A 22,646-nucleotide genomic window follows, 5' to 3' on the forward strand; every position below is an offset into this window, starting at 1 on the left:
ATGAACAGCCTGTGACATAAATGTCGGTGGCGAACAGAGGAGCCGGTATTTATGAGTAGGACTATACACAGACCACCACCAAAACCCTAAACATTCCTACGCATCCCTATGCGGTCCATGAACCCCTGAACGTCCCCGCGCTGCTCCATGGTGCGGGCATCGCACGCACGATCCTCACCCAATTTGAAAGACTCCGATTTGAGTTTTCCCGTCGCTGAGATAAACCGGAACCTGGCGGCTTGGTCTCGGGGTGGAGAAATTTTTTGCTGCATCCGCCGGGCTGGTCGGCTGGGGGCCCTGCAGTTCCGTAGAGAAGGCATAGCCTTCCTTGCCGTTCGTCGCCATGACGCGTACGAGGACGGGAGCCACCGGGCTGTCCCCCTGCACGCCGTAGGTCTGGCCGCTGTCGTTGACCGGCCATGACGGGACCGGCGCGTAGGAGGGTGCGCACGCTTCCTGGCTGGTGCACGGCAGCGCAATCCAACCCAGTTGGCCGGCAGTTGCGAACGCTCCCGTCCCCAAGGCCAGCGATCCGGCTGTAATCAGGCCGACCGCGAAAAGGCGGCGCTTCCTTGGGGGAGCAGTGTCTCTCCTGACGGTTGCCACCAGGAGGCTCCTGACGGCGCGCCTACGCTGTTCATCAAACTGAACTTCCGAGCTCATGGTGTGCTCCTTGCAAGGTCCGCATTGTGGGGGAGGGCGGTAATCTTCTCCGCGAGCTTTGCTTTCGCGCGGCTGAGGCGGGACTTCACGGTGCCGGCGGGGATGTCCAGCGCTTGACCGGCGTCAGCCATGGAGAATCCCTCGAGCACGCACAGCGTCAGAATCTCCTGGTCCTGACGTCGAAGATCATGAAAGGCAGAGCGCACGGCGGCGGCCGACTGGGCACCCGCAAGCCGGTCCATGATGTCGTCGGCCGGGTCCGTTTCGTGCGCTCCCTCTGGCAGCCGCGCCAACATCTGTTGGTAGCGGCGCCTGGAACGCATCGAATTGCTGATCGTGTGGTGGGCGACAACGAGCAGCCAGGCGATCAATGAGCCGTTGACGATACGGACGTGCCGCCGGCGCCTCCACGCCTCCAGGAAAACGATGGCGGTGACGTCCTCAGCATCTTCCTTGACTCCCAGGACACGGAAACTGTGTCTGAGGACGCGCAGATGGTGCCGGTCGAAGATCTCCCCAAACGCCAGGGAATCCCCCTCGATTGCCCTTCGCCACAGATCTTCGTCGGTGCTCATACCTGATAGTGTCCGTTCCCCCGAATTGGTTCCATCTCTGCCATGTGCCGCCGAGCGTACCGGAAGCCGGCCCATGTGGGGCCCCGATTTCCGCACCAATCTCCTTGCCGATGGTGCCACCTCAGCCGGCCATATCGCGCACCTGTGACACTAGGAGGAGGCCTCACCAGCTCGCTCGGCTTGACCTCTTAGCGCCATGAGATGTCCTCTTCCGGCGGGAAACCAAGAAGGGCCGATAACCCCGAAAAGTGGAACATCGACGTCGAATTGCAGACTCTTTACGGGTCGAAGGATTTTGAGTCCTGTCGGCGTCACTCCGATTGGGACCTGCCACGGTGAGGTCGAACACGGACTTGTGACCGCTATGCTCACTAAACAATCCACGATATGGGGGCGTCATGGTCCATCTGCCACTGTCTGAGCGTCACTACGAGATGCAGCGCTGGGACTGGGAAGAAAACACTGTCGACCCGACGTCTCTCGACACTTTCCATGACCGTGATGTTGTCTGCGTCTGGCGCTGCCCGAAATCCCGGCATAGATGGGTTGCCTCGATTGGAGAGCTCTTCAGCAGAGGAAGCACTTGGTTCTGCCCGCAATGCCATCCGTACGAAGAACCCCCGCCGACCTATGAGGAGTCGTTCGAAGCGCGATACCCGACTGCGGCGGCCCTGTGGGACGAGATGCGGCTGAATCAGGCCGTTAAAAAGGAAACTAAACCAGCTCGCGAGCTGCAGCCAGGCAATTACGGCGAAAAGATCATCCTGATGTGCCCGCAGCCACGGCACATGGCCGCCACAGTAAGCACGATCGACTTCATCCTCGGTCACATCCAGGAGGGTCGGTACTGCCATAAGTGCGCATCAAACCGGAAATACGATCGAGTAGCACCCGGTGAAGTCTTTATGGGTCCGCCAGCAGCGTCCTCCGGCGTAGAACGGCAACTCACCCAAAACCTGGACTCATACTTCGAACTTGCTATGCCAGGGTTCAATGCCCTCATGTACGGGGCGGAATTCCGCGGGGCCGCGTGGGGGAGGCCAGATATCATCATCCCCGGACTCCGGGTCGTGGTCGAGTTCGACGGCACCGGGCTCGACCTTGAATGGGGCCACGACACCCCCGAGGGAAGAGAAGCTGATCTGGACAAGGACCGCCTCACTCGCGCTGTCGGCTGGGAAGTCATCCGAATACGAACCGGCGGTACGGAACGTCTCGGACCCTACGATTTGGAACTCGCAGCAGGGATGCGTCTGGAAGCGGCCGACGTTGCCTGGCAGGTACTGATGGCAGCCGCAGCACTTGAAACGCTGGATGAAGGCATGGGCTATCTCAAAGGCCCAGCCTTGCGGCTGCTTCGGGAGGGTGCGTAAATGTTCGTTGGTGACTACCCGGCACGCGATCGAGGGTTGTTCCGTGCGATGTCATAGGCTCGGGGAAACTTAACCGAAAATCAGGGGGAAACGTGGCACGTGTCAGCTTCCGAGTGGCGCCGGGCGTCCGCATCAGTGCGTCGAGCCGCGGAGTCAGGACCAGTATCGGCAACAGCAACGGGCGCGTGTCATTCGGCAGTGGCGGGACCTATACATCCGCGAAGATCGCTGGAGTGAGGGTTCAAAACTGGAGTGGAACCGGTGGCGCGCCGCGCGCAACGCTGGCCGGTCTGAACCGCGCCGAGAAAGACGCAGCTGTTGGGGACCTTGCCCGCATTGAGCAATCGTTAGTCACTCTCCACCACCACTCATTTGCCTCGGCGAGGGAAGAACAGGTCTCTCCCCCCATTCCAGCTGATGTGGACCGGATCAGGCTGAAGCTGGAGAAGTCTCTTCTTTCGAAGATCAGCTTTTTCAAGTTCCGCCAGCGCAGGGCAGCTAAAGAACAGGCCCGCCACGCGGCAGCCGAAGAAGCTGTCCGCCTCGAGGCTGTTTCGGCGAACCAGTACCAGCTCCAGAGGACCCAAGCGGCCGAACAGTGGCGTCAACTTAGCGCTCACGACCCTGAAACCGTCATCGCGGCACTGGAAGGTGCTTTCGCAGACAATGCGTCAGAGGCCACTTGCGTTGACGCCGGCGTTCAGGACGGGGTCCGCTATGCAACAGTCGTCATCGTCTTCGGTGCAGCAGATTTGATTCCCGATCGCACCCCATGGCTCACTCCCGCGGGAAATTTGACGACAAAGAAACGCTCCAAGACTGAGCGGAACGCCCTCTTCGTGGCAGCCCTCGGCTCGACCGTGTTGGCAACAGTCAAGGAGGGGTTCGCTGTGGCACCTAGCGTGGACGAATTCCGCGTCATTGTTCTGCGGAAGGACTTGGCTGCCGCCAGGCCCATGGATTATGTAGCACCCATCTACGTTGCTCAATTTGGGCGGAAAGCTGTCGCGGAACTCCGGTGGTCTACCGTGGAACCGGTGGGGGCTCTACTCTCCGCAGACGGCGCGATGTTATCCCGTAAAGGCGCTGTCGGCGATGTTCTTGCGCTGGACTTGAGCGAGGACCAGGAGACAGCTGGCTTGGTGGATGCCTTTAGACCATTGGTGCTTGGTCAGTAGTCGGCTGGGAGACCTCGGCCAACAGAGACATCGTGGTGACGGCCTCGGAATAGAACCACTCCCCAAGTGTTGTTTCCCGCGGTTCGTCAGAACGTGACGGTGTCGTGGATTGCTAGCTTTGCTCATGAATTGCTGATCGGCGTTCGGCGGTGAGGTCATCGGTTAGGTCGTCGACGCGTTGCCCGAGGGTGTCCACCCGCCGGCGCAGGAGACGGTTTGCCGCGCTGAGCCGTTCGATTTCGAGGCTCTTGGCTGTTGCTGCTTGGCCTTCTTCACTCCGCTCTGCCGCCTGAACTTGCTTGCCGAGGCAGTGCTGATGTTGGTCTTTAATATCTGCGACTTCCTGTCGAAGCCGTTTGATGGTCTGCTGCGCCAGCGAAAGTTCCGTCAGCAAGGCAACGCGCCCGGGTGCACCGTTCGTTGGCTGCCTTTGACCTGGAATATTGCCGGCTTGTGCCTGAGTTTGGCGTGCGGCTTCGAGCTGGTGCAGCAGGCTGTCGTGTGAGTAGATGAAGTTGCGGCTGACACCTGCCGCGCACGCGACCGCGCTGATGCTGACGAGGGTCCCGTTCAGCAGGAAACTGTTGATGGTTGAGGCTGTGGTGGCCAGTTTTTGATCGCTTGTCCGGCGGCGCGCGGAGACCATACCCGCGTACGTTCCGCCTCTTTCCCCGGTCATGGAGTGTCCTTGACGGTCAGGGGCAGTTGTTGGCCGGGGTGAGCGGCGAGCCGGGAGGTGCGCAGCACGGTTGCCGCTGCGGTGATCGCGTGCCGCTCGGTTTCGGGAAGAAGTGCCAGATCGGTGCGCATGCGGGCCACGATGCGTTTGAATTCCTCAACCTGGCCCTCGAAGTTCGCGATGGCGTGGGGCGGGGCTTTGAGGCGGCGGGCCTGGGCCGCGTTAGTTTTGAGCTCCACGAGGTGTCGTTCGATGTCCGGAAGGTAGGAGGGGTCCGGGCGGTAAAACGTGCATCCTGAGCATTGAAACCGGATGGGGCAGGCCGTGCCGCCGGCTTTGACGTTGGAGGGCTCGGTGCATCCTCCGTAGGGGACTGCGACGGAGGCCAGACCCCGGCGCCCCGCTGACAGGCCGACTTGGGCGCCGTTACGGTCGTATGTCAAAGGGGCGAGCAGCTCGGCAGCGGCGCGTTTGCGGGCATCGTTGACCCGGTAGTAGCCCATCGTGGTGCGGACGTCTTCGTGATCGAGCAGGTCGCGCAGCTCGTCCGGCGCGGTGCCGTTGTCGACATGCCGCTGGGCGTAGGAGTGGCGGAAGTCGTGCGGCCGGACGGTGGCGAAGCTGAAGTCCGCGGGTGCGCCGTGCAGGTCTTTGACCGGTCCCTGGAGCGGGGGCGCGTCGCGGATGAGCCGGCGCAGGGCGCCGTGGAGCAGGCCGTAGCTGGCGGACAGGTCCGACCTGGCCGGCAGGGGGCTGGGAAAGAGCCACCGGGACCCGGTGTGCCTGTCGCCGGCATGGTCGAGCCATGTAGTGATGGCGTCGGCTGTTTCCTGCTGGATCGGCAGTCTCCGGTTCAGCCGTCCTGCTTTGTGATTGTCGTAGAGGAGGATCCAGTCTCCATGGCGGTCCCGTTGGAGGCAGTCCCGGTGCAGGCTGATCACTTCGCTGGGCCGCCGGCCGGTGTCGATGAGGACGGCCAGGATAGTGATCGCCATGTTTCTGTTCGGGTAGCGGCTAAGGGTGTGAAGGTTGTTGCGCAAGTGGGCGACGGCGTCGACAGGGAGAGCCCGGCCGTGGTCGTGGTCCTCGCGGTAAGTGCGTGAGTGCGTGGGCGGTTTATGGATGCGAGGGTTGTAGCTGAATGTGCGGGGAACGTCGTTCCAGAGGCTGGACCGGTGGCCGGCATCGAGGATGTGGCGCCAGAGACGGAAGGCGGTCTTGGCTCCGCCGTAGTTGGGCCACTGCCTGTTCATTGCGTTGATGATCGCGCTCATGTGGGCGGGGCCGAGGAGGGCCGGGTCCTGTCCTTCGTCGGCGCACTGGCGCCGCAGGACTTGCGAGGCGAGCACCGCGAGGCGGTAACCCGTTTGGGCGTCGCCGCGTCGGGGCAGGATTGTCAGCAGCCAGTTCCGGTAGCCGTCCCGGAGCCAGGGCTGGGTGATCCGGGCAAGGTCCAATGGAGGCTTCTCGAACGACTCCCTTCTTGCGGACACGGTGGTGCGCAGGTTCAGATCTGTCAGGTAGATCAGGTCTTCGGAGTGCGAGTCGTAGCCGTCGTGCCGCCGTTTCTCTCGGGTGAGGATCTTTGTGATGAAGCGGTGGACAGATTGGCTGTTTGCGTTGGTCGTCCCGCCGGTTTTCTCGATGGTTTCGGACAGTGATGTGGTCTTCCATGCGGCAGCTTTGTTGATCAGTTCGCGGTAGACGCGGACCTGCACGGGCCCGCGGGCGAGATCGAGGTGGGCCTGGATGGCGTACCTGATTTCGGTGCTTACTCGCGGGTTCAGCAGGCCGAGCCGGAGGATGACCCGGGGGTCCGTGGGGTTGGACAGCCACTGGAGCGTGCTGTGGTCGTCGACGATGTCGCCGCGTTTGCGTTTGGCCCTCAGCTGGTAGAGGTGGTTGGAGCACAGGTACAGGTCGCTGTTGGGGTGATCTGCGCTGATGCGACATTCCGTGACGGCGCAGGCTATGAAGGCCTTTGGTGCTGAGGCAGTGGGCTTGAGCCAGGTCCGGACGTCGGTGTCTTTCCTGCTGGCTTTGTAGAGGGCATGGTGTGATCGGCACAAACCTTGGCTGATTTGGTTCCGTTCGCACTGGACTCCGTGGCGGGTTAGGACGCAGTTCCGCTGAACAGGCGGCGCGGACGGAACGCTGGAGGGGCCCGCAGTACCGTTCGTTGAATCCCGTAGCCATTTGAGGCAGCTCTCGCAAGTCGCACGGTTTTCAATGATGGTCCGGCAGTCAGGGCGTGAGCAGGAGACAACGGAAAATCTTCCGGTATCAGGAAGTGGCGTCAGGACCCCTGTTCTCGGGTCCCATTCCCCGGGAAGCCAGCGCGGAGGCAGCTGGTCTTCCAGGAACATGACCCAGCTAAGGAGGTCAGGGGCGGGGTGAGGCCGCAGGGGACTGACACGGGCAACGGCTGCCGCGGCTTGACTGTTCACTGGTCTGGTTTGTCGTCGCCGATGCCGGGAAGAGACGCGTTGCCGAGGGCGGCGCGGAGGTCTTCGGCCCGTGAGTGGGCGTAGATGCTGGTGGCTTCCAGGGAGGCGTGTCCGAGCAGGATCCGAACGGTATCCAGATCCAGCCGCGGGGTGTCGATTCCCTTTAGCCACATGGTGGCGCGGGTGTGTCGGAGCATGTGCGGACGTATGTGGGTCGAGAGGGCTGTGGAGATGCGCTGGAACAGATCCCTGATGCTTGAGTACGCGAGGGCGGTCCCGGGGTCGCGGCGGTAGAGGTTGACGAACGTGTGCGGGTTCTCGTCGCTACCCAGGACATCGTGTCGTTCCATGAGGTAGTCCTCGTAGGAGAACGCCACACGGTCGGTCACCGGTACCCAGCGGGGCCCGGTTTTCGCCCGGGCGCCGTTGAGTCCTTCGTTTGGGCGGACATGCACATGGGGTCCTCGAATCGGACAGCCGAGGGCAGAGCTGTCCGCCAGGAAGTGCATGTCTTGTCGGAAGAGTGCCAGGGCCTCGCCGATCCGCAGCCCGGTGAAAAACAGCAGGTCGATGAGGAACCGGTCCCGGGCCGGAAGCACAAGGTCCATCAGCGCTGCCCGGTCCCGCGGGGATTCGATCCATTGAGGTGACTGAGGTTCCTCCGTCCCGCGGGCCTGCAGCTCCGGGACTCTGACCTGCCGGATCCTGCCTTGTTCACCGCCGTAGATGCCGGCGGCAATGTATCGGGGTTCGTAGATAAGTCCGGATAGGGTCTGCCCGATCACCGCCGACGCCTCGGCCCATTTGTAGAATTCGACCACCGCAGTCATCCAGGCGTCCACCGTTCCGGCCTTGCGGCGCCGTCGTTGTCCACCAGGTCCTGCGCAAGGGGTGGCGATCACTGCGGTCTTCCACTCGACGAGATCGGCGAGCCGGGCCTCCCGCCAGTCCCGTCCGGAACCGGCCGACCAGGTCAGGTACGGTGCGAGTCGAAGCCCATATGCCTTGACGGTGTTGGGCGACTTGCCCGCTGCGGCAAGGAACCGCAGCCAATCCGTGGCCTCGGCGTGAAGGCCGCCGACGGCGCGTTCCATGACCAGAATTACTTCACCGCCCGACGGCAGAACGGCCCGGCTTAGTCTGAACGAAGCGGCGTGAGATGACACATCACCATCAGTAGGGCAGCACTATTACCGGTTCAGATTAACTGAATGAACCGATGGGGTTCAGCAGGTTAACCCGGCCGATGGTCAGGGCGGTGCCTGTCGGGGAAACCTCCTTCGCCGTTCAAGGAATTTGAGAAAAAACCCCTAGAAATAAGGGAAAAATGGCTATTCATTCAGTTGAATGATTGCTAAACTGGAGGAAGCAGTCAAGCAGACGAACCTAACTGAAGTGATACGAAACTAAGGACTGAAAATGGCCACATACCCGTCGCTGTCATTCGATCCCCGGGCAGGGGAAATGCCGTTCTTCCGCGCGTGGATGACACACAATGCGCCACCTCAGATAACCGTCGTGGTCTACGACAAGGAGAGCAGCGAAGACCACTGGTCCGGGCTGAACCCGGATAAGATCGCCAAGGTCGTCGGAATCGAAACCGGCGCCCGGAAAGGCGCCCTCGCGTGAGCGGCGGAACAAGCGTCACTGTCATCGGCAACCTCACCGTCGACCCGGTGCTGCGGTCCACCGGATTCGGGGCGGCCGTCGCCTGCTTCACCATCGCCTCCATCCCCAGGAGCCTGGATCCCCGGACCGGCCAGTGGGCGAACGGGGAGACCGCGTTCGTGTCTGCCACGGCATCGCGCGGCACCGCCGAACACGCGGCCGCATCCCTGGCCAAGGGCATGCGCGTGATCGCCACCGGGACCCTGAAACCCCGGTCCTATACGACGAAGGCGGGGGAGGCGCGCACCGTGGTCGAGCTCGAGATTGAGGACATCGGCCCGTCCCTGCGCCACGCCACCGCGGTGCTCACGCGCACCGGTCCAGGTCCGGAGCTGGACGAGGAGCTGCCGCCGGACAGGTTCAGCCTGTCCCCCCGGGAGTACGGCGACGACGAGGCGTGGTTCGGCCTCGCCGCCAACCCGGCCGGCCACATCAACCTCCCCTCCGCTGATGCCGAGCCGGTCTTCTAAATACTGTCCGCGGCCACGGCTGGCCGTGAGCCATCTGCAGCACTAGTCTTCAGACAGCACCGTCCCGCCCCGTCCACTGAAAAGGCTGATCCATGACTCACGATGATGAACTCCGGGCCTGGGCCAAAGGCACCTACACCCTTGAGGCGGCAACGGAGCTCCTGTTGCGGGCCTTCGGCGGCCGGTTTGCCCGGCTCGGGCAGCCATGGGTGAAGCAGGAGGACGGCGGCGGAAACGTGTGGATCGATTTCGCGGCCATCCCGGAACACGTTGACGGGCTCTCCGGCGGGGAGCGGCGTTTCCTGCTGCTGGCCACCTCGCTGTCCGACGCTTATTCGGTCGATCTGGGCAAGGTTGTGCCGGGACTGGACCGGGGCAACCTTGACCTCCTACTGGCCGCCATCGCCCACGCCGGCGGTAGCCACGAGCACTCGGATGTCCGGGCCAATGATGACGGAAGCATGAGCCTGAAGCCCGGATACTTGGACAGCCTCCACCCCTGGCCCCAGGCGCCGGATGCCGGCTAAAAAAATTCCGGCGTTCACCCCGTACTTCACCGAGGAACAGGCCGGGCAGGTCCGGGCGGCGTTCCTGGCCACCGGCCGGCTTGAAGGGGATGCGAGCGTGTCGGACTTCATCGTCCGCGCCACGATGCGGGAAGTGAAACGCTTGCAGCGCAAACACAACCAAGGCAGGGCCTGGGAGCCCGCCCCGGCCGGGACGCTGCGGCACGGCCAGCGCACCCGGGACGAGCTCCGCCAACGCGACACCAAGGACAACTGACCCATGCCCGGAAAGACGACGGAACCGGCCCAGTCGCCGCCGGCCCTCAACGGCCGGGTATGGCCGAGAATGCTGACCCTGGATCAGGTGAAGGAGATCCTGAACGTCAATAGCCCTCTGGTGTATACGCTGGTGCGCAGCGGGGAACTGCGGGCCGCGCAGTTCGGCGGCCGGAACGTCTGGCGCGTGCGGGAGGATGACCTGCTGGCCTACATCGAGGCCGCCTACGACAGAACGGCCCAGCGGATCGCGGCCGGGCAGATCCCCGACGAAACGGCCACCGAGGACTGACCCCTTCGGACCCTCCACCGCAAACTCGTGTGGGGGGAGAATTAAGGCATGTGCGGCAGGTATGTAATGTCCAAGGCGACCGGTGATCTCCTGGCCCATTTCGAGGCGAAGGAAGTCGAGGGCAGCCCGCCCCCGCCGTCCTGGAATGTGGCGCCGACCCAGGACGTGCCGATCATCGCCGAGAGGCTGGATGAGGACGCGGTGGAGCGCCGGCTCCTGATCGCCCGCTGGGGCCTCGTCCCGTCCTGGGCGAAGGAGGTGAAGATCGGTTCGAAGCTGATCAACGCCCGGAGCGAATCCATTCTGGACAAGCCGGCCTTCCGCAAGGCGGCGATCAAGCGGCGCGCCCTGATCCCGGCCGAGGGATTTTACGAGTGGGAGAAAGCCCCGGACGGGAAGAAGATCCCGCATTACCTCCACTCGGAGAAGAATGAGTTGCTGGCCTTCGCCGGGCTCTATGAGTTCTGGCCGGACCCGTCCCGGCCCGAGGATGATCCGCACCGGTGGCTGCTCAGCTGCACCGTGCTGCCCACCACGGCCCACGACTCCCTGGGCCACGTCCACGACCGGGCGCCGGTCATCGTCCCGCCGGAGATGTTCCATGACTGGCTCAATCCCGGCACCACCGATAAGACCGCGGTGCAGAAGATCCTGGACGCCATTCCCGAACCGGTGTTGACGCCGAGGGTGGTCACGGACCGGGTGAACAGCGTCCGCAACAACGGTCCCGAACTCATCGACCCGGCCCCCTGAACCTACGGAACAACCCGCCCGCCGGAGGCGTCCATCAAGCGCTCCTGCCGGAGCGGCAGTGGCACCCGGCGATGTCAGAAACGGACGACGGCCGCCCCGGTAAGGTGGCGTCCGTTGGGTGGTTTGGTGCACCCGCTTGCGGGTGCTTTTTTGTGGTCCTTGGCTGAAGAAAGCCGGCGCTGACGTCTGGTGCGCCGGGCGCCCCAGGCTTGGTCCATGGGGAAGGGCCCGGCAGCCCGTTAGGGCTGTGTGGTCGCGGTGGTCAGGACGTCACCGTGCGGGGGAGTGGAGGTCTGTCCGGCGGTCTCCGCCGGTGAGGCTTTGCGCCGGCGGGTGACGGCTCCGGGTTCGAGGCCGAGCTTCTTCAGCTCTTCGGTGTTCCATCCGTCCTTGGTGGCCCGGACGTAGGCGCGTTTGTCGTCGCGTTCGGCCTCCGCCAGTTGTTCCTTAAGGTCAGCGACCCGCTGCCGCGCCTTCACCAGCTGCGTGACGGATTCAATGCGCGAGTCCAGCAGCGCGCGGGCCTGGTTACGTGTCTGTTCAATGTCGAGGTTCGCCATACCCTCCACCCTAACCACCACATGCCCACCCCCACGGGAAGCAACACCGCACGGACACAGATCCGGAAGAGCGCCGGAGCAAGCTATACATTTACACGGGTGTAAATGGCGTGTCGCTCACGCGCCTGCGGCGGTTTGCTTGGCACACTCGGTGGTGTGGTCCCCGGTTTCGGGGTCGCTGCGCTGGGCTTTGAAAGGGATGGGGGAGTGCTTGACTGAGCAGAATGAGTCCCGTCCGCGGCTGTCCAAGCGCCGCCGGGAGAACTCGCCGGCGGGGACGAAGAAGCGCCGCGAAGTGTGGGTGACCGCCGGGGAAGAGGCTGCGCTGGTTGCCCGGGCCGCCCGGGAGAAGGTTACGGTCCCGAACCTGCTGATCACCGCGGCCCTGTCCGAGACTGCTGAGACGCCGACGGAGCGCAGAGCGGCGATGGCGGAACTGATGGCCCTGCACACGCTCCTGGCGCGGGTGTCGAACAACGTGAACCAGATCGCCCGCCACGCGAACGCCGGCGACGAGTTCCCGCAGGACGCGAAGGCGGCGCTGGCCTATGTGCGTGAGGTTGCGATGCGGATTGACCGGACTATTGAGGGGCTGATGTAGCCGATGATTCCCAACATCACCCGCGGCTCCAGGATGTCCGGACTGCTGTTGTATCTGGCATCGACCGATGCGGACAAGACGAAGAACTCCCACACCGATCCGCACCTGGTGGCCGGGGATGCAGCGATCATGGCCTGGTACGACGACGGCGTCCTGGACCGCGATGACGCCGTCGCGATCGGGAAGCACCTGGACCAGCCCCGGAAGTCTTTTGGCGTCGAGATCTTGCAGAAGGATTTCCGCTGGGACGCGGTATCGAAGCGGCGGGTGGAGGACGGTCACAAACGGGCTGATGTCTGGCATTGCTCGCTTAGCCTCCGCGCCGAAGAGGGGCCGCTGACGGATCAGCAGTGGGGAGACATTGCCAACGACTTTGTCGACGCCATGGGCTTCACCGCAGCCAGCGGCAAGGCCCAGTGCAGGTGGGCGGCGATCAACCACGGCACGTCCGAGAACGGCAACCACCACATCCACATCGCGGTGTCCCTGGTTCGCGAGGACGGCACCAAAGCCACCACGCACGGCGACTACAAACGAGCACAGCAATCCTGCCGCGAGCTGGAGGTCAAGTACGGTCTGGAACAGCTCTCCACGGTGCATGCCACCCGTGGCTACGACCGGGCCGAGAAGGCCACCGCGATCCGGGACGACCGCGAAATGCACCGCTCATCCCTGGCACGGAAAGTACGGGCCAGCGCCAGCGCCTCCGCGTCCGAGGCGGAGTTCGTCCGCCGGGCCCGCGACACCGGCCTGCTCGTGCGGCCGCGCTATGCCAAGAACACCACCGACGTCATTGTTGGGTACTCCGTAGCCGAACGCCCCGCCCGGGGAGAACGTCCCATCTGGTTCGGCGGCGGAACCCTCGCCTCCGACCTGAAACTCGGTGCCCTCCGTGAAGAATGGCCCGACACCCCGCACGAGGCCACGGAAGCCGCAGCGGAATGGAACGCAGCCGCCCGGAACAAGCGCACGGTCTTAAGGACCGGCCCCGAGAACACAACACCACCGGCGGAAGCGTGGGTGGAATACACCCGCAACGCATCCGCCCTGGCGGATCAGCTGCGCACCATCCCGCGTGATGATCACGCGACCTGGGCGAAGGCAGCACGGGACGTATCCGGAGCGTTCGCGGCATGGTCCTACCGGCTCGAACCAACCCCCGGTCCGCTGGCGGCCACCGCCGCCGAACTGTCCCGCACCGCCCAGCTCCGCGCACCACGGCAGCACAGCAAACCTGTCGCTCTCCCGTCGATTGCGGGAACGGCCATGTTGTTCATGGCCGCATCGAGCAAGAACAAGACGGCCGCGCAAACGGCACTCATGGTGCAGCTGATCAACACCGCCTTCGCCGTGTATGAAATGCACGCCCAGTCCGGGCGGACCCGTGAGGCCCAACGCATCCGGTCGGTGGTCGAGGAGCGGCTGGCCCCGTTCACCGGGACCATGCCCAAGCCGGTTCCGGTGGGCGCCGGACAGCAGCCGGCCCCGACGGCCGGAGTGGCGCCGAGGGCGATTGATATCGCCCGGCGCGGCATGGTCCCCATCCGTCCCGGATCAGTACTGCCCACGACCCTCACACCGGCAACGCCTGCAAGGACCTACCAGCCCAGCCGGCGCGACGCTGGTCCGGGCCTCGACCGATAGACCACCACCCAAACTGCAAGGGGAACAGCATGAGTGAATCAGATGGAATGGATGACGCCCTGGACGGCGGTCTGCGGCAGTCGCTGATGATCGCCTCACGCATTGCCGAGACACTGGCACGCCAGCGCCAGGAGACCCAGCGCCAGATCGAACACCAGGACGCCCAGGCAGCGCACGAAGCCCGGGCACGTCTCGCCGCCGAAGGCAGCGCCGCCCACGCGGCACTGGCACCTGTGGAAAAGGCCCAATGGTGGGACAAAGCCCAGCCCAGCGACATCGCCACGGCACACGCCGTCGCGGAAGGCTGGAAGGATATTGATCCGGCCGCCCTCGCCGCATCCGAACGGATCCGGACCGAAGTCCAGCGCCGCTACGGCATCGACACCCGCGACGTCGGCAAGGATGCCGCGTACCTGGAATCGGGAATCGAAACCATCAGCGCTGAACAGGCACGCCGCGCCGCCGTCGCCGAGCACCGGAAAGGCATGGCACTCATCGCCGCGGCACAGGCCGAAGAGCTCCGCGCCAAGGCCCGGACGCTGGCCCCGGAAATGGAGCGGCATCAGGTGCCTCTCGAATACCTGAACAACCCCGCCCTGTCGGCGGCGCTGCAGAGCGCGCACGATGCGAAGACCCCGGCGGCCATCGAGGCCGCCGACACCGCGGTGAAGGAACGTCTGTACCTGATCGGCAAAGAGGGTATCAACGGTCCCACCATCGAGAAGCTGCGCGAAGAAACCACGGCGAACTTCACTGGGGCCGGCGAGGACCACTTCAACGACGCCAGGTTCGTGGATGCCGCCAAGGAATGGCACGACGCGAAGCTCCTTGCCGAGGGAGGATTCACGGGTTCCCGGGAGCAGCCGCTGGAACAACGCTACGAACGCACCGAAGCGGAACTGTTCGCGCGCATCGCCGAGCTCGGCCGCGAGCTGGAGGGCAGGGTCACCGCCGACGACAGCGAACGGCTGAAGGACCAGGGCGGGAAGGCCGAAACCAGCCCAGCCGCAGACTACGGTTCCGCTGACCATCACCGGGCGTTCGCCGCCTCCCTCTCCGGCACCGCCAGCGAGGAACGCGTCAAGGGACGCCTTGCCGCTGCCCGTAGCGAGGGCACGCACCCTAGCGCCGCACTCGTCAGCGGCAAAGATCCGGCGAGGGCGCGGAAAACAATCAGGGGCGAAGCAATGGGGGCCCGGAAAACCCGGAACGGCCCCAGCCGCTAGTGGCCCCCTGCTGCCGCGCCAGCAGCCGTGCCAGCCCGGTACCGGTCAAGAGGATCGAACCCAACTCGTGCCGGGGGCGGGCGGCAAAACCTGTGGCCATACACGATGGAAGGAGTCGCCCGCATGGAACACCCGGAGGAACCGGAACGCCGGCCTGATCCTGAGCTGGCGTCAGATGAGGCCGTTATCCGCGAAGCCCTGTAGCTGCTCCATGAACTCGATGACACCCCTCCCCAGCAGATGACGGCCTTGTTCTATCGGCACTGGTTCGAACAGCTGAGCATGACAACCCGTGACCTGCTCCGCGTCCTTGGCCATGACCCCGACGCCTGAGGTCAGACACGGTCACTCGGGTGGCCCTGCCGGTCAGCTGCGGGGGTGCCGTCCGCCCGCCCGGCGAGCCCCGCGACGTTCCTAATAGTCCAGAGTTCTCTGGACTATTAGGAACGTTCACGGGTCGAAACCGCCCCAGCGTCAATTGTCCAGAGAACTCTGGACAATTAGCTACAGCCTCGATCCGGCTCCTGTCGGGGGGAACAGTTAGGGTGGGGGCGTGCCCACAATTGAGCCTGACTTGCCCAGCAGCTATGCCGGAACCCTCGCATCCCTGAAGACACTGGTTGCTTCCGCCCAACTACGTGCACAGCAAGCGGCGAACAGCGCGATGGTCGAAATGTATTGGGCCATTGGAGCAACGATCCTGCAGCAACAGGCCCAGGAACCGTGGGGGACTAAAGTGCTGCAGCGCCTCGCGGCAGATTTAAAGACGTCCTTCCCGAACATGCGCGGTTTTTCCCGATCAAACCTCTTCTACATGCGGTCGTTCGCCGCTGCCTGGGACTTGTCACAGGCAGAAGTCCGCAGCAGAGTCGGTGTGCTCCCATGGAGACACATTGTCGAGCTGCTCAAGCTCAAGGACCCCGAGCTCCGCGACTGGTACGCCGAATCAGCTGTAGAACACAATTGGAAGCTTGAAGTCCTTGAGCATCAAATCGCCACAGGACTCCACCGACGCCTCGGGGCCGCTCCAAACAACCTCGAGGAACGTCTGCCCGGCGACGGGGCTGAACTGGCCAGGCATGTCGCCAAAGACCCCTTGGTACTCGATTTTCTCGGTCTGACGTCAGAGGCTCAGGAACTGGCCATCGAACAGGCCATGACACAGCGCATGTCCCAAACGCTGGCAGAGTTCGGCCGGGGGTTTGCTTTCTATGGCCGCCAGTATCACCTCGATGTAGAAGGCGAGAACTTCTACATCGACCTCCTCCTGGTACACGTACCCACCAACAGATTTGTGGTCGTGGAGATTAAGGCAGGAAAATTCAGGCCGGAACACCTGGGACAGCTCAACTTTTATGTCGCGGCCGTGAACAACCTAGTCAGGTTCCCGGGCATGGCCCCAACGGTGGGAATCCTTGTTTGCAGTTCAAAACACGAACCCACGGTCAGGTACGCACTGGACGGCTCATCCCAGCCTGTCGCCGTCAGCTCGTACACCTATGACTCCCTTCCGCCGGAGGAGCGAGCCGCGCTGCCATCCCCGGAGGCGATCACTGCGGCGCTCGAGCAAGGAACAGTGGCCGATTCCGGCGGGATGTAACCGCCCGGGTGGCCGACCGTCGTTAGCAGGGGCGGAGGCCTGCGAATTCGTGGTTTTGGAAGACGAGGGGATCTCTGGTGTTACCTCTGTTTAGTCCGAGGACACGGGCCAGGACGAAGTCGTGATCGCCTACCCTGGTGACGTTCTCGATCTGGCATTCCATGGATGCAACCGAACCAGAGACCAGCGGGGCACCGAACTCCCCTTGGGTCCAGAAGCGTCCGTCGAAGCGGTCTGCTTCTTTCTTGCCGACTTTGCGGCAGAACTGTGTCTGGGTTGAGGCCAGGGTGCTGATACCGAGCACCGTGGCTTTGTTCAGCTGTGGCCAGCTCGTGGATTCTTGGTGGACGAAGAAGCCGACAAGGCAGGGGTCCGCGGAAATGAAGACGAATGATCCGACGATCATGGCGGCGCGTTCACCGGTGAGTTCGGGCTGGCCGGCGACAACCGTGACGCTGGTGGGCACCTTGGACATGACGTCCCGGACCCGCTGGGAATCGATGGTGCTGAGCTGTTCAGTGACGATGGTCATGGCTGCCTCCTGCGGCTACCGGTGTTGCGCGGCGTAGTAAAGCTGTTCGGGGTCGATCCACACTTCGTACCCGTCGAGTTTGTCGATGAGCACACGGGACTCGACGCCTTCCGGCGAAAGCCAGAGCATTCTCGAGTCCGCGGTCGCAGCGTCGACCCGTGCGGTTCTGACGTAGGTGCCGTGGTGGCGGATTTCTACCGTTGTTGCCGGGAGGCGGAACCAGTCGTCGACCCGGAAGCAGCGCGCTGTTTGGGGTTTCAGGGCCCTGTGTTCGATGGGGCCAGACCCGGAAGCGGAGTGCGCTGTGGTTGGACTCATGGCGGTTCCTCGGTCGTGGGGTGGGATACGGTCTGTGGGGTCAGGTGCCACCGGCGGCGTAAACCTGGCCGGTGGCACCTGAGCTGTAGGCATGGTCTGGAAGGGCCGCCCTTTTGCCGTTTAGGCGACAGGTTGGGTTTCTGTAAGCGGGGCGGGTGTCTGTGCCTTCTTGCCGGCGTTGGTGAGAAGGCCTGCGGTGAATTCGGAGAGCCGGCCGAGGCCGGCGCCGGCGATCAGGGCCAGACAGGTCCCGGCCGCATCGAAGGTGGCGCCGAAGTACGCTGCACATCCGGCGAATGCTCCGGGGATGAAGCCCAGAACGGTCCAGCGTGCCTGGACGCACATCGCGAAGGCGGCGACGGCGACGGAGATGCCGAGCGCGCCCGGGATGGGGAGGTTCGCCGCTCCCCAGACGATGGCTGCGCCCCACAGCACCCCGGAGAGGTTGGCGGGGATGGTCTTGAGCAGCCCTGCGCGTTTGCCGCCGGCGGCGAAGAAGCAGGCCCAGGAGAGGAAGCCAACCCAGGTGATGAGGCCGAAGGGTGTGCTGAACTGGGTCCAGAGTCCGGCGAGGATACCGGCGGTGATTCCGATGGTGACGAGGGGCTTCATTGGTGTGTTCCTTAGGGTCAAAATGGCGTCATTGTCTTTTTGAAAGGAAAGCTGGGGGCCGTACGGGTTCTGCCACGTGCAAGAGCCGCCGAACGGGCGACCCGGTGGTGCGGGGGATGAGTTTGAGTACGGCCCCGGCCGGAGGCCGGGGCCGTAGCGGGCTGGTTAGAGGTGGGTCAGTGCGAGATCGGGTGCGGTTTCCGGGGTGGCCGGGCTGTGTTCGGCCGGTTCGCGGTGGAATTCTCCGTTTTTCATCACGGCGGTGATCTTGGTGATGTCCTGCAGGATGGTGATGTCTTCGAGCGGGTTGCCGTCGACCAGGATCAGGTCGGCGTAGAAGCCGGGCAGGACCTTGCCGAGTTCGTTGGGTTTCTGGAAGAGTTCCCCGCCGAGGGCGGTGGCGGCGATGATGGCTTCCATTTCGGTGTAGCCGAAGAGCTTGACGAAGTGGTCCAGGTCGCGGGCGTAGGTGCCGCGGGGTGTCCAGGCGAAGCCGTAGTCTCCGCCGGGGAGGACGCGGATGCCGCGGCGGCGCATTTCCTGGATGGCTTTGCAGGCGATTTCGAGTTCGCGGGCGTAGCCGGCTTTTTCGGCGGCTTCGTGGGAGTAGCCGAAGGCGGCGGCGTCGTTGAGGGTGGCGACGATCCAGTTGATGGCCGGGGCGACGAAGACGCGGTCTTTGGCGGCTTCGAGCATGTCCATGCCTTCGTCGTCGATGTAGGAGGCGTGGTAGATCATGTCCACGCCGGTCTTCAGGGAGATGATGACGGAGTCGCGGCTGCGGGCGTGGGTGCAGACGCGGACGTGGCGGCGGTGTGCCTCGTCGACGGCGACCTGGAGTTCTTCTTCGGTGATGTAGGTGTCGGTGGCTGCCTTGGAGCCGGTGATTTCCTCACCGGAGATGCTGAGTTTGATCTGGTCCACGCCCAGGCCGATGGTTTCGCGGACGACCTTGCGCATTTCCTCGACGCCGTCGGCGATCTGGGTGATGCCGGGGACGAGGTCGCCGGCGGTGGTGGCGATTTCCTGGCCGTTGGCCAGGTAGCGGGGGCCCGGGATGTCTCCAGCGTTGATGGCGTTGCGGACCACGACGTCGAGGCGCTTCTTGGCGCTGGCTGCACCGAAGCACATGGTGTAGCCGTAGTCGATGTAGGTTTTGGCGGACTGCACGGTGTGGAGCAGGTGTTCTTCGACCTGCATGGTTTCCAGGCCGTTGAGGTCTCCGTCGTTCCAGGTGAAGTGGGTGTGTGCATCGCACAGGCCCGACATCAGGGTCTGGCCGCGGCCGTCGATGACCTTGACGCCCTCGCGGGGAAGGTTCCCGGAGCCGGCGCGGACGTCGGTGATGCGCTCATCGGCGATCAGCACTTCGCCCAGGAAGGGCTGGGCTCCGGTGCTGTCGAGGATGTTGACGTTGGTGAAGAGGGTTTTCGACATGACTTCGTTGTCCTTATCTTGAGATGGAGGCGGTGGAGCGGTTGTTAGGGGGCTTTGCGGATCTGCATGGTGATGCTCTGCTGGCGGCGGGATTGGCAGCCCGGGCTGGCGTTGCTGCACGCGCAGGTGTTCTTTGTCGACGGCGTGAGGGTTGTGCTGGTGAGGAAGTCGAGGACGGCGGCGGTGACGAAGTCGGGCGCCTCGGGTACTGTCCAGTGGCCGGTTCCTGGTGCGACCAGGAGTTCGGCGCCGCCCAGTTCTGCGGCCATAGTCTCGTTGGAGGCCGGGGTGCTGACTTTGTCCTCGCTGCCGGTGAGGAGCAAGACCTTGGACTGGATGGTGGTCAGGTCCGGGTTTTTCGCGGCGGCGAGGGCTTCGCAGGCCTGGGCGTAGGCTTCCGGGTCCTGGCCGAGGAGCAGTTCGCGGACGAAGGGCCGGACGAGCGGGTTCCCGATTGCTGCGTGGTCGGCGGTGGCGGCGTGGGCGACGGTGTCGGCTACGGCCGCCATGCCCTTCTCCCGTACAAGGGAGGCTCGGGCCCGGGTTGCGTCCTTCGCGGCCTGGGTCTGTTCGCGGACCGGGCCGAGCAGGACGACTTCCTGGACCAGGTCCGGGCGTGTCGATGCCAGCTGCTGGACGATGAGGGTTCCCATCGAGTGCCCGACGAGGTGCGCTCGTCCGGTGGCGGTCTGGGATTCGATGACCAGGGCCAGTTCGGCGGTTAGGGATTCGAGGGTCAGTTCGCTCGCCAGGGGTGAGCGTCCGTGTCCGGTGAAGTCGTAGCGGGTGACCCGGAACCGTTCGGCCAGTGAGGCGACGAGGGGTTCGTAGAAGCTGGTGGTGCCGCCGAGCCCGTGGACCAGGACGACGTCGGGCCCGGCGCCGGTGGTTTCGACGAAGAGCTGCTTCGTGCCGACGGCTGTCAGGCCGGGGGCGATGGTTGCGGTGCTCATCGTCCTTCTCCGATCCGGTTGCTCAGGGTGCCGAGTTTGCTGATGCTGATTTCGACGACGTCTCCGGTGGTCAGGAACCGGGGCGGGGTGAAGCCGATGCCCACTCCGACGGGGGTGCCGGTGGCGATGATGTCGCCGGGCTGGAGGGTGATGCCGGCGCTGATGGTTTCGATGATGGTGGGGATGTCGAAGATCAGGTCCGCCGTGGTTGCCTTCTGCCGGGTTTCGCCGTTGACGGTGCAGAGCAGGTCCAGCGGTCCGTCGCCGACCTCGTCGCGGGTGACGGCCCAGGGACCCATCGGCGCGTGCGTGTCCAGGCTCTTGCCGAGGAACCACTGCTTGTGGTCTTTCTGCAGGTCGCGGGCGGTGACGTCGTTGATGATCGTGTAGCCCCAGACGTGGTCCAGCGCATCGGCCTTGCTGATGCCGCGGCCTCTCTTGCCGATGATGACCCCGAGTTCGGCTTCGTAGTCGAGTTCGGAGGTGACTCCGGCGTGGGGGTCGATGTCGGCGCCGGTGCCGATAACGGTGGAGGGTGCCTTGGTGAACACGACCGGGTATTCCGGCTGCGCGTTGGCGCTGGCCGTGGCGTCGTACCCGGAGTTCGCGAATTCCTTGGCGTGTTCGACGTAGTTGCGGCCCACGCAGAAGATGTTGCGGCGGGGGAGCGGGATCGGGGCGAGCAGTTCCACGTCAGTGATGTTGATGGCCGGGCCGGTGGCGGCGGTGATCTGCGCCGCGGCCTCGTCCCAGTTGTCGATGAGTGACAGCAGATCCTGCGAGCCGGCAACGGCTGTCACGGTCGAGGCGTCTTCGCTGAGGACGCCGGTCTGTTCGGTGCCTTGGTTGCGGAAAGTGATGAGCTTCAAAGTGATCTCCCTTGATCGATTATCGATAATTGATAGGAACGACGATACCTGAGGGTGATCGGCATCACAAGAGGAAGTTTCAGAAAGCTATCCACGGCATCCCGTGGACCCCGCCGACAGGCTCGAGGGAGGCGCTATTCCTGGGGAAGGATGGAGTACTCGTGCTGGTGCTCGATGACGAGCTGGGTGCAGAGGTCTGGTGTGCCGTTCTCGAAGGCCTCCAGGATCGGGACGTGGGCTTCGGCGGCGGCGTGTAGGTCTACGTGGCCGCGGACGACGGTGGCCATGGTCCGGGCCTGGACATGGAGGGAGTCCCAGATCTCCAGCATGAGCCGGTTTCCGGTGGCGGCGACGACGGCGCGGTGGAAGGCCGTGCTGTACTTCGCGATGCCGTGGGCATCGTTCGTTGCCGCGGCCTCGCGCATGCCGGCCAACGCCTCGCGCAGCGGCGAAGGGTCAGTATGCAAGGTGGGATACGCGGCCGCGGCGGCAGTCCCCTCCAGCGCGAGGCGGACGAAATAGACCTCCGCGAGGTCATCTTGGGAAGCAGACCGGACAAAGCTTCCGCGGCGGGGGATGTTTTCTACCAGCCTGGTCGAGGACAGTTCCCGCAGGGCTTCGCGGACCGGTGCCTGGCTGACGCCGAACTCCTTGGCGAGTTGGAGCTCCACGAGTCGCATCCCGGGAGGATAAGTGCCGTCAACAACCCGGTCCACGATGGTCCGCTTGACCTTCTCCGAAAGGCTCTCGTTCTCAAAAGCTGCTGACCCCGCCATGTTCCCAGTCTTCCACACGGATTATGGATACTCGATAATCGCTAGGTGGTCGGAGAGTCATCCTGTAGGCATAGTTGGCGGGTGCTCGATCCCCGCCCCACGGACGCAGGTTGTGGGACTCGCCCAGCTTTGGCTAGACGGCCATTGGCTGCATATCGGCAGTCTCTGCCGGTGCGGGAGTGAGACCCCAGGCTGCTTAGTGCGGCCAACGGGCTACGTCGTCATCGAAGTGAAGACGGGAAAATTCCAGCCCGAATACGCCGGCAAGCTCAACTTCTACGTAGCGACACCCTTCGGCGCGGCCACCACAACGAAACCATCGGCATCCTCATCTGGCACCAAGAATGACCGCAGCGTCCGGTACAGCCTGGGACGATCCACCTCACCCATGGCCGTCGCCGCCTACACCTACGACAAGCTCCCGGCTTCCGAACAACAGGCTCTCCCCAAACGAGGGGCACCTTGTAGCGGCCTTGGAATGGACAGAACCAGACTCTGACAACGAAGACAGCCAATAACCCGCCCACATTGGGAAACTCACACAGCCACGGCGTGCTGACTCCGCCAAAGCAACATCAGGAATAGTCCAAAGCTCTTTGGACAATTAGGCCGGCGCCTACACTACGAGGTCTTTCCCG

At 63.9% G+C, this 22,646-nt stretch carries 27 protein-coding genes; 13 read left to right on the plus strand and 14 right to left on the minus strand.

From position 1 onward, the window contains the following. Nucleotides 1-174: 174 nt before the first annotated feature. Nucleotides 175-663: a hypothetical protein gene (locus AC1DGD_RS07180; protein WP_476856356.1), complete on the minus strand. Its 489-nt coding sequence runs from the start codon at nucleotides 661-663 to the stop codon at nucleotides 175-177. Beyond that, the gene (locus AC1DGD_RS07185; protein ID WP_476856357.1) at nucleotides 660-1,238 is read right to left on the minus strand and encodes an RNA polymerase sigma factor; all 579 of its coding nucleotides are present in this window, start codon (nucleotides 1,236-1,238) and stop codon (nucleotides 660-662) included. Before AC1DGD_RS07185 ends, AC1DGD_RS07180 begins: the two co-directional genes overlap by 4 nt. 398 nt (nucleotides 1,239-1,636) lie before the next feature. Here AC1DGD_RS07185 and AC1DGD_RS07190 point away from each other — a divergent pair, with 398 nt between their 5' ends. Both AC1DGD_RS07190 and AC1DGD_RS07195 read left to right on the plus strand, forming a co-directional pair. After that, nucleotides 1,637-2,611 carry a hypothetical protein gene (locus AC1DGD_RS07190; protein WP_476856358.1) on the plus strand — a complete coding sequence of 325 codons (975 nt, stop codon included), beginning with the start codon at nucleotides 1,637-1,639 and terminating at the stop codon, nucleotides 2,609-2,611. 92 nt (nucleotides 2,612-2,703) lie between these two features. After that, nucleotides 2,704-3,789, plus strand: a complete 1,086-nt coding sequence (locus tag AC1DGD_RS07195; RefSeq protein ID WP_476856359.1) for a DUF4236 domain-containing protein — start codon at nucleotides 2,704-2,706, stop codon at nucleotides 3,787-3,789. Nucleotides 3,790-3,901: 112 nt separating this feature from the next. Here AC1DGD_RS07195 and AC1DGD_RS07200 read toward each other — a convergent pair whose 3' ends face one another. The 3 genes from AC1DGD_RS07200 to AC1DGD_RS07210 form a co-directional block, all read right to left on the minus strand. Continuing rightward, a complete protein-coding gene (locus AC1DGD_RS07200; RefSeq protein ID WP_476856360.1) occupies nucleotides 3,902-4,468 on the minus strand; it encodes a DUF6262 family protein in 567 nt (188 codons plus the stop codon). Continuing rightward, nucleotides 4,465-6,537, minus strand: coding sequence for a tyrosine-type recombinase/integrase (locus AC1DGD_RS07205; protein ID WP_476856361.1), 2,073 nt, complete (start codon nucleotides 6,535-6,537; stop codon nucleotides 4,465-4,467). The genes AC1DGD_RS07200 and AC1DGD_RS07205 overlap by 4 nt, the downstream gene beginning before the upstream one ends. A gap of 374 nt (nucleotides 6,538-6,911) precedes the next feature. Beyond that, on the minus strand, nucleotides 6,912-8,009 hold the full coding sequence (locus tag AC1DGD_RS07210; RefSeq protein WP_476856362.1) for a tyrosine-type recombinase/integrase: 1,098 nt from the start codon (nucleotides 8,007-8,009) through the stop codon (nucleotides 6,912-6,914). A gap of 325 nt (nucleotides 8,010-8,334) precedes the next feature. Here AC1DGD_RS07210 and AC1DGD_RS07215 point away from each other — a divergent pair, with 325 nt between their 5' ends. The 6 genes from AC1DGD_RS07215 (at nucleotide 8,335) to AC1DGD_RS07240 (ending at nucleotide 10,880) form a co-directional block, all read left to right on the plus strand. Further along, nucleotides 8,335-8,544 (plus strand): hypothetical protein, encoded by a 210-nt coding sequence (locus tag AC1DGD_RS07215; RefSeq protein WP_476856363.1) that lies wholly within the window; start codon nucleotides 8,335-8,337, stop codon nucleotides 8,542-8,544. Continuing rightward, nucleotides 8,541-9,053 (plus strand): single-stranded DNA-binding protein, encoded by a 513-nt coding sequence (gene ssb, locus AC1DGD_RS07220; protein WP_476856364.1) that lies wholly within the window; start codon nucleotides 8,541-8,543, stop codon nucleotides 9,051-9,053. Before AC1DGD_RS07215 ends, ssb begins: the two co-directional genes overlap by 4 nt. Nucleotides 9,054-9,145: 92 nt before the next feature. Next, a complete protein-coding gene (locus tag AC1DGD_RS07225; RefSeq protein ID WP_476856365.1) occupies nucleotides 9,146-9,580 on the plus strand; it encodes a hypothetical protein in 435 nt (144 codons plus the stop codon). Then, nucleotides 9,570-9,836: a ParB family protein gene (locus AC1DGD_RS07230; protein WP_476856366.1), complete on the plus strand. Its 267-nt coding sequence runs from the start codon at nucleotides 9,570-9,572 to the stop codon at nucleotides 9,834-9,836. The genes AC1DGD_RS07225 and AC1DGD_RS07230 overlap by 11 nt, the downstream gene beginning before the upstream one ends. Nucleotides 9,837-9,839: 3 nt before the next feature. Beyond that, nucleotides 9,840-10,127, plus strand: a complete 288-nt coding sequence (locus AC1DGD_RS07235; protein ID WP_476856367.1) for a helix-turn-helix domain-containing protein — start codon at nucleotides 9,840-9,842, stop codon at nucleotides 10,125-10,127. Nucleotides 10,128-10,175: 48 nt separating this feature from the next. Next, a complete protein-coding gene (locus tag AC1DGD_RS07240) occupies nucleotides 10,176-10,880 on the plus strand; it encodes an SOS response-associated peptidase (protein WP_476856368.1) in 705 nt (234 codons plus the stop codon). 239 nt (nucleotides 10,881-11,119) lie between these two features. On the opposite strand, the gene AC1DGD_RS07245 is transcribed toward AC1DGD_RS07240, so the two are convergent. Then, on the minus strand, nucleotides 11,120-11,440 hold the full coding sequence (locus tag AC1DGD_RS07245; RefSeq protein WP_476856369.1) for a hypothetical protein: 321 nt from the start codon (nucleotides 11,438-11,440) through the stop codon (nucleotides 11,120-11,122). Between the two features lie 211 nt (nucleotides 11,441-11,651). Between AC1DGD_RS07245 and AC1DGD_RS07250 the strand changes: the two genes are divergently transcribed. Genes AC1DGD_RS07250 through AC1DGD_RS07260 form a run of 3 tightly spaced genes read left to right on the plus strand, consistent with a single transcriptional unit; the run spans nucleotide 11,652 to nucleotide 14,911 of the window. Further along, on the plus strand, nucleotides 11,652-12,041 hold the full coding sequence (locus AC1DGD_RS07250; RefSeq protein ID WP_476856370.1) for a MobC family plasmid mobilization relaxosome protein: 390 nt from the start codon (nucleotides 11,652-11,654) through the stop codon (nucleotides 12,039-12,041). Nucleotides 12,042-12,044: 3 nt separating this feature from the next. After that, nucleotides 12,045-13,685, plus strand: coding sequence for a relaxase/mobilization nuclease domain-containing protein (locus tag AC1DGD_RS07255; RefSeq protein WP_476856371.1), 1,641 nt, complete (start codon nucleotides 12,045-12,047; stop codon nucleotides 13,683-13,685). A 29-nt stretch (nucleotides 13,686-13,714) separates the two neighbouring features. Next, complete coding sequence (locus tag AC1DGD_RS07260; RefSeq protein WP_476856372.1) at nucleotides 13,715-14,911, plus strand: hypothetical protein; 1,197 nt, start codon at nucleotides 13,715-13,717, stop codon at nucleotides 14,909-14,911. 171 nt (nucleotides 14,912-15,082) lie between these two features. Here the strand turns inward: AC1DGD_RS07260 and AC1DGD_RS07265 are convergent, their stop codons facing one another. Continuing rightward, nucleotides 15,083-15,229, minus strand: coding sequence for a hypothetical protein (locus tag AC1DGD_RS07265; RefSeq protein ID WP_476856373.1), 147 nt, complete (start codon nucleotides 15,227-15,229; stop codon nucleotides 15,083-15,085). A gap of 235 nt (nucleotides 15,230-15,464) precedes the next feature. Here AC1DGD_RS07265 and AC1DGD_RS07270 point away from each other — a divergent pair, with 235 nt between their 5' ends. After that, on the plus strand, nucleotides 15,465-16,511 hold the full coding sequence (locus AC1DGD_RS07270; protein WP_476856374.1) for a PDDEXK nuclease domain-containing protein: 1,047 nt from the start codon (nucleotides 15,465-15,467) through the stop codon (nucleotides 16,509-16,511). Nucleotides 16,512-16,533: 22 nt separating this feature from the next. On the opposite strand, the gene AC1DGD_RS07275 is transcribed toward AC1DGD_RS07270, so the two are convergent. The 7 genes from AC1DGD_RS07275 to AC1DGD_RS07305 form a co-directional block, all read right to left on the minus strand. After that, complete coding sequence (locus AC1DGD_RS07275; RefSeq protein ID WP_476856375.1) at nucleotides 16,534-17,043, minus strand: flavin reductase family protein; 510 nt, start codon at nucleotides 17,041-17,043, stop codon at nucleotides 16,534-16,536. 15 nt (nucleotides 17,044-17,058) lie between these two features. Next, a complete protein-coding gene (locus AC1DGD_RS07280) occupies nucleotides 17,059-17,361 on the minus strand; it encodes a hypothetical protein (protein ID WP_476856376.1) in 303 nt (100 codons plus the stop codon). A 120-nt stretch (nucleotides 17,362-17,481) separates the two neighbouring features. Continuing rightward, the gene (locus tag AC1DGD_RS07285; protein WP_476856377.1) at nucleotides 17,482-17,973 is read right to left on the minus strand and encodes a DUF1097 domain-containing protein; all 492 of its coding nucleotides are present in this window, start codon (nucleotides 17,971-17,973) and stop codon (nucleotides 17,482-17,484) included. A 165-nt stretch (nucleotides 17,974-18,138) separates the two neighbouring features. Next, the gene (locus AC1DGD_RS07290; protein ID WP_476856378.1) at nucleotides 18,139-19,410 is read right to left on the minus strand and encodes a metal-dependent hydrolase family protein; all 1,272 of its coding nucleotides are present in this window, start codon (nucleotides 19,408-19,410) and stop codon (nucleotides 18,139-18,141) included. Nucleotides 19,411-19,454: 44 nt separating this feature from the next. Beyond that, nucleotides 19,455-20,363 (minus strand): alpha/beta fold hydrolase, encoded by a 909-nt coding sequence (locus AC1DGD_RS07295; RefSeq protein WP_476856379.1) that lies wholly within the window; start codon nucleotides 20,361-20,363, stop codon nucleotides 19,455-19,457. Continuing rightward, a complete protein-coding gene (locus tag AC1DGD_RS07300; RefSeq protein WP_476856380.1) occupies nucleotides 20,360-21,232 on the minus strand; it encodes a fumarylacetoacetate hydrolase family protein in 873 nt (290 codons plus the stop codon). The genes AC1DGD_RS07295 and AC1DGD_RS07300 overlap by 4 nt, the downstream gene beginning before the upstream one ends. 134 nt (nucleotides 21,233-21,366) lie before the next feature. Next, nucleotides 21,367-22,008, minus strand: a complete 642-nt coding sequence (locus AC1DGD_RS07305) for a GntR family transcriptional regulator (protein ID WP_476856381.1) — start codon at nucleotides 22,006-22,008, stop codon at nucleotides 21,367-21,369. 199 nt (nucleotides 22,009-22,207) lie between these two features. Between AC1DGD_RS07305 and AC1DGD_RS07310 the strand changes: the two genes are divergently transcribed. Then, nucleotides 22,208-22,507 (plus strand): PDDEXK nuclease domain-containing protein, encoded by a 300-nt coding sequence (locus tag AC1DGD_RS07310; RefSeq protein ID WP_476856382.1) that lies wholly within the window; start codon nucleotides 22,208-22,210, stop codon nucleotides 22,505-22,507. The last annotated feature ends 139 nt before the right edge of the window (nucleotides 22,508-22,646 follow it).

This window comes from Arthrobacter sp. 05T45 (genome assembly GCF_056395875.1).

What these genes read in the sequence shown, in the direction of transcription:
- AC1DGD_RS07285 (WP_476856377.1), bottom strand. Translation starts at nt 17,973, where the DNA reads ATGAAGCCCCTCGTCACCATCGGAATCACCGCCGGTATCCTCGCCGGA.
- AC1DGD_RS07260 (WP_476856372.1), top strand. Translation starts at nt 13,715, where the DNA reads ATGAGTGAATCAGATGGAATGGATGACGCCCTGGACGGCGGTCTGCGG.
- AC1DGD_RS07215 (WP_476856363.1), top strand. Translation starts at nt 8,335, where the DNA reads ATGGCCACATACCCGTCGCTGTCATTCGATCCCCGGGCAGGGGAAATG.
- AC1DGD_RS07245 (WP_476856369.1), bottom strand. Translation starts at nt 11,440, where the DNA reads ATGGCGAACCTCGACATTGAACAGACACGTAACCAGGCCCGCGCGCTG.
- AC1DGD_RS07190 (WP_476856358.1), top strand. Translation starts at nt 1,637, where the DNA reads ATGGTCCATCTGCCACTGTCTGAGCGTCACTACGAGATGCAGCGCTGG.
- AC1DGD_RS07290 (WP_476856378.1), bottom strand. Translation starts at nt 19,410, where the DNA reads ATGTCGAAAACCCTCTTCACCAACGTCAACATCCTCGACAGCACCGGA.
- AC1DGD_RS07230 (WP_476856366.1), top strand. Translation starts at nt 9,570, where the DNA reads ATGCCGGCTAAAAAAATTCCGGCGTTCACCCCGTACTTCACCGAGGAA.
- AC1DGD_RS07280 (WP_476856376.1), bottom strand. Translation starts at nt 17,361, where the DNA reads ATGAGTCCAACCACAGCGCACTCCGCTTCCGGGTCTGGCCCCATCGAA.
- AC1DGD_RS07200 (WP_476856360.1), bottom strand. Translation starts at nt 4,468, where the DNA reads ATGACCGGGGAAAGAGGCGGAACGTACGCGGGTATGGTCTCCGCGCGC.
- AC1DGD_RS07235 (WP_476856367.1), top strand. Translation starts at nt 9,840, where the DNA reads ATGCCCGGAAAGACGACGGAACCGGCCCAGTCGCCGCCGGCCCTCAAC.
- AC1DGD_RS07225 (WP_476856365.1), top strand. Translation starts at nt 9,146, where the DNA reads ATGACTCACGATGATGAACTCCGGGCCTGGGCCAAAGGCACCTACACC.
- AC1DGD_RS07210 (WP_476856362.1), bottom strand. Translation starts at nt 8,009, where the DNA reads ATGGAACGCGCCGTCGGCGGCCTTCACGCCGAGGCCACGGATTGGCTG.
- AC1DGD_RS07255 (WP_476856371.1), top strand. Translation starts at nt 12,045, where the DNA reads ATGATTCCCAACATCACCCGCGGCTCCAGGATGTCCGGACTGCTGTTG.
- AC1DGD_RS07185 (WP_476856357.1), bottom strand. Translation starts at nt 1,238, where the DNA reads ATGAGCACCGACGAAGATCTGTGGCGAAGGGCAATCGAGGGGGATTCC.
- AC1DGD_RS07305 (WP_476856381.1), bottom strand. Translation starts at nt 22,008, where the DNA reads ATGGCGGGGTCAGCAGCTTTTGAGAACGAGAGCCTTTCGGAGAAGGTC.
- AC1DGD_RS07240 (WP_476856368.1), top strand. Translation starts at nt 10,176, where the DNA reads ATGTGCGGCAGGTATGTAATGTCCAAGGCGACCGGTGATCTCCTGGCC.
- AC1DGD_RS07265 (WP_476856373.1), bottom strand. Translation starts at nt 15,229, where the DNA reads ATGGCCAAGGACGCGGAGCAGGTCACGGGTTGTCATGCTCAGCTGTTC.
- AC1DGD_RS07295 (WP_476856379.1), bottom strand. Translation starts at nt 20,363, where the DNA reads ATGAGCACCGCAACCATCGCCCCCGGCCTGACAGCCGTCGGCACGAAG.
- AC1DGD_RS07180 (WP_476856356.1), bottom strand. Translation starts at nt 663, where the DNA reads ATGAGCTCGGAAGTTCAGTTTGATGAACAGCGTAGGCGCGCCGTCAGG.
- AC1DGD_RS07275 (WP_476856375.1), bottom strand. Translation starts at nt 17,043, where the DNA reads ATGACCATCGTCACTGAACAGCTCAGCACCATCGATTCCCAGCGGGTC.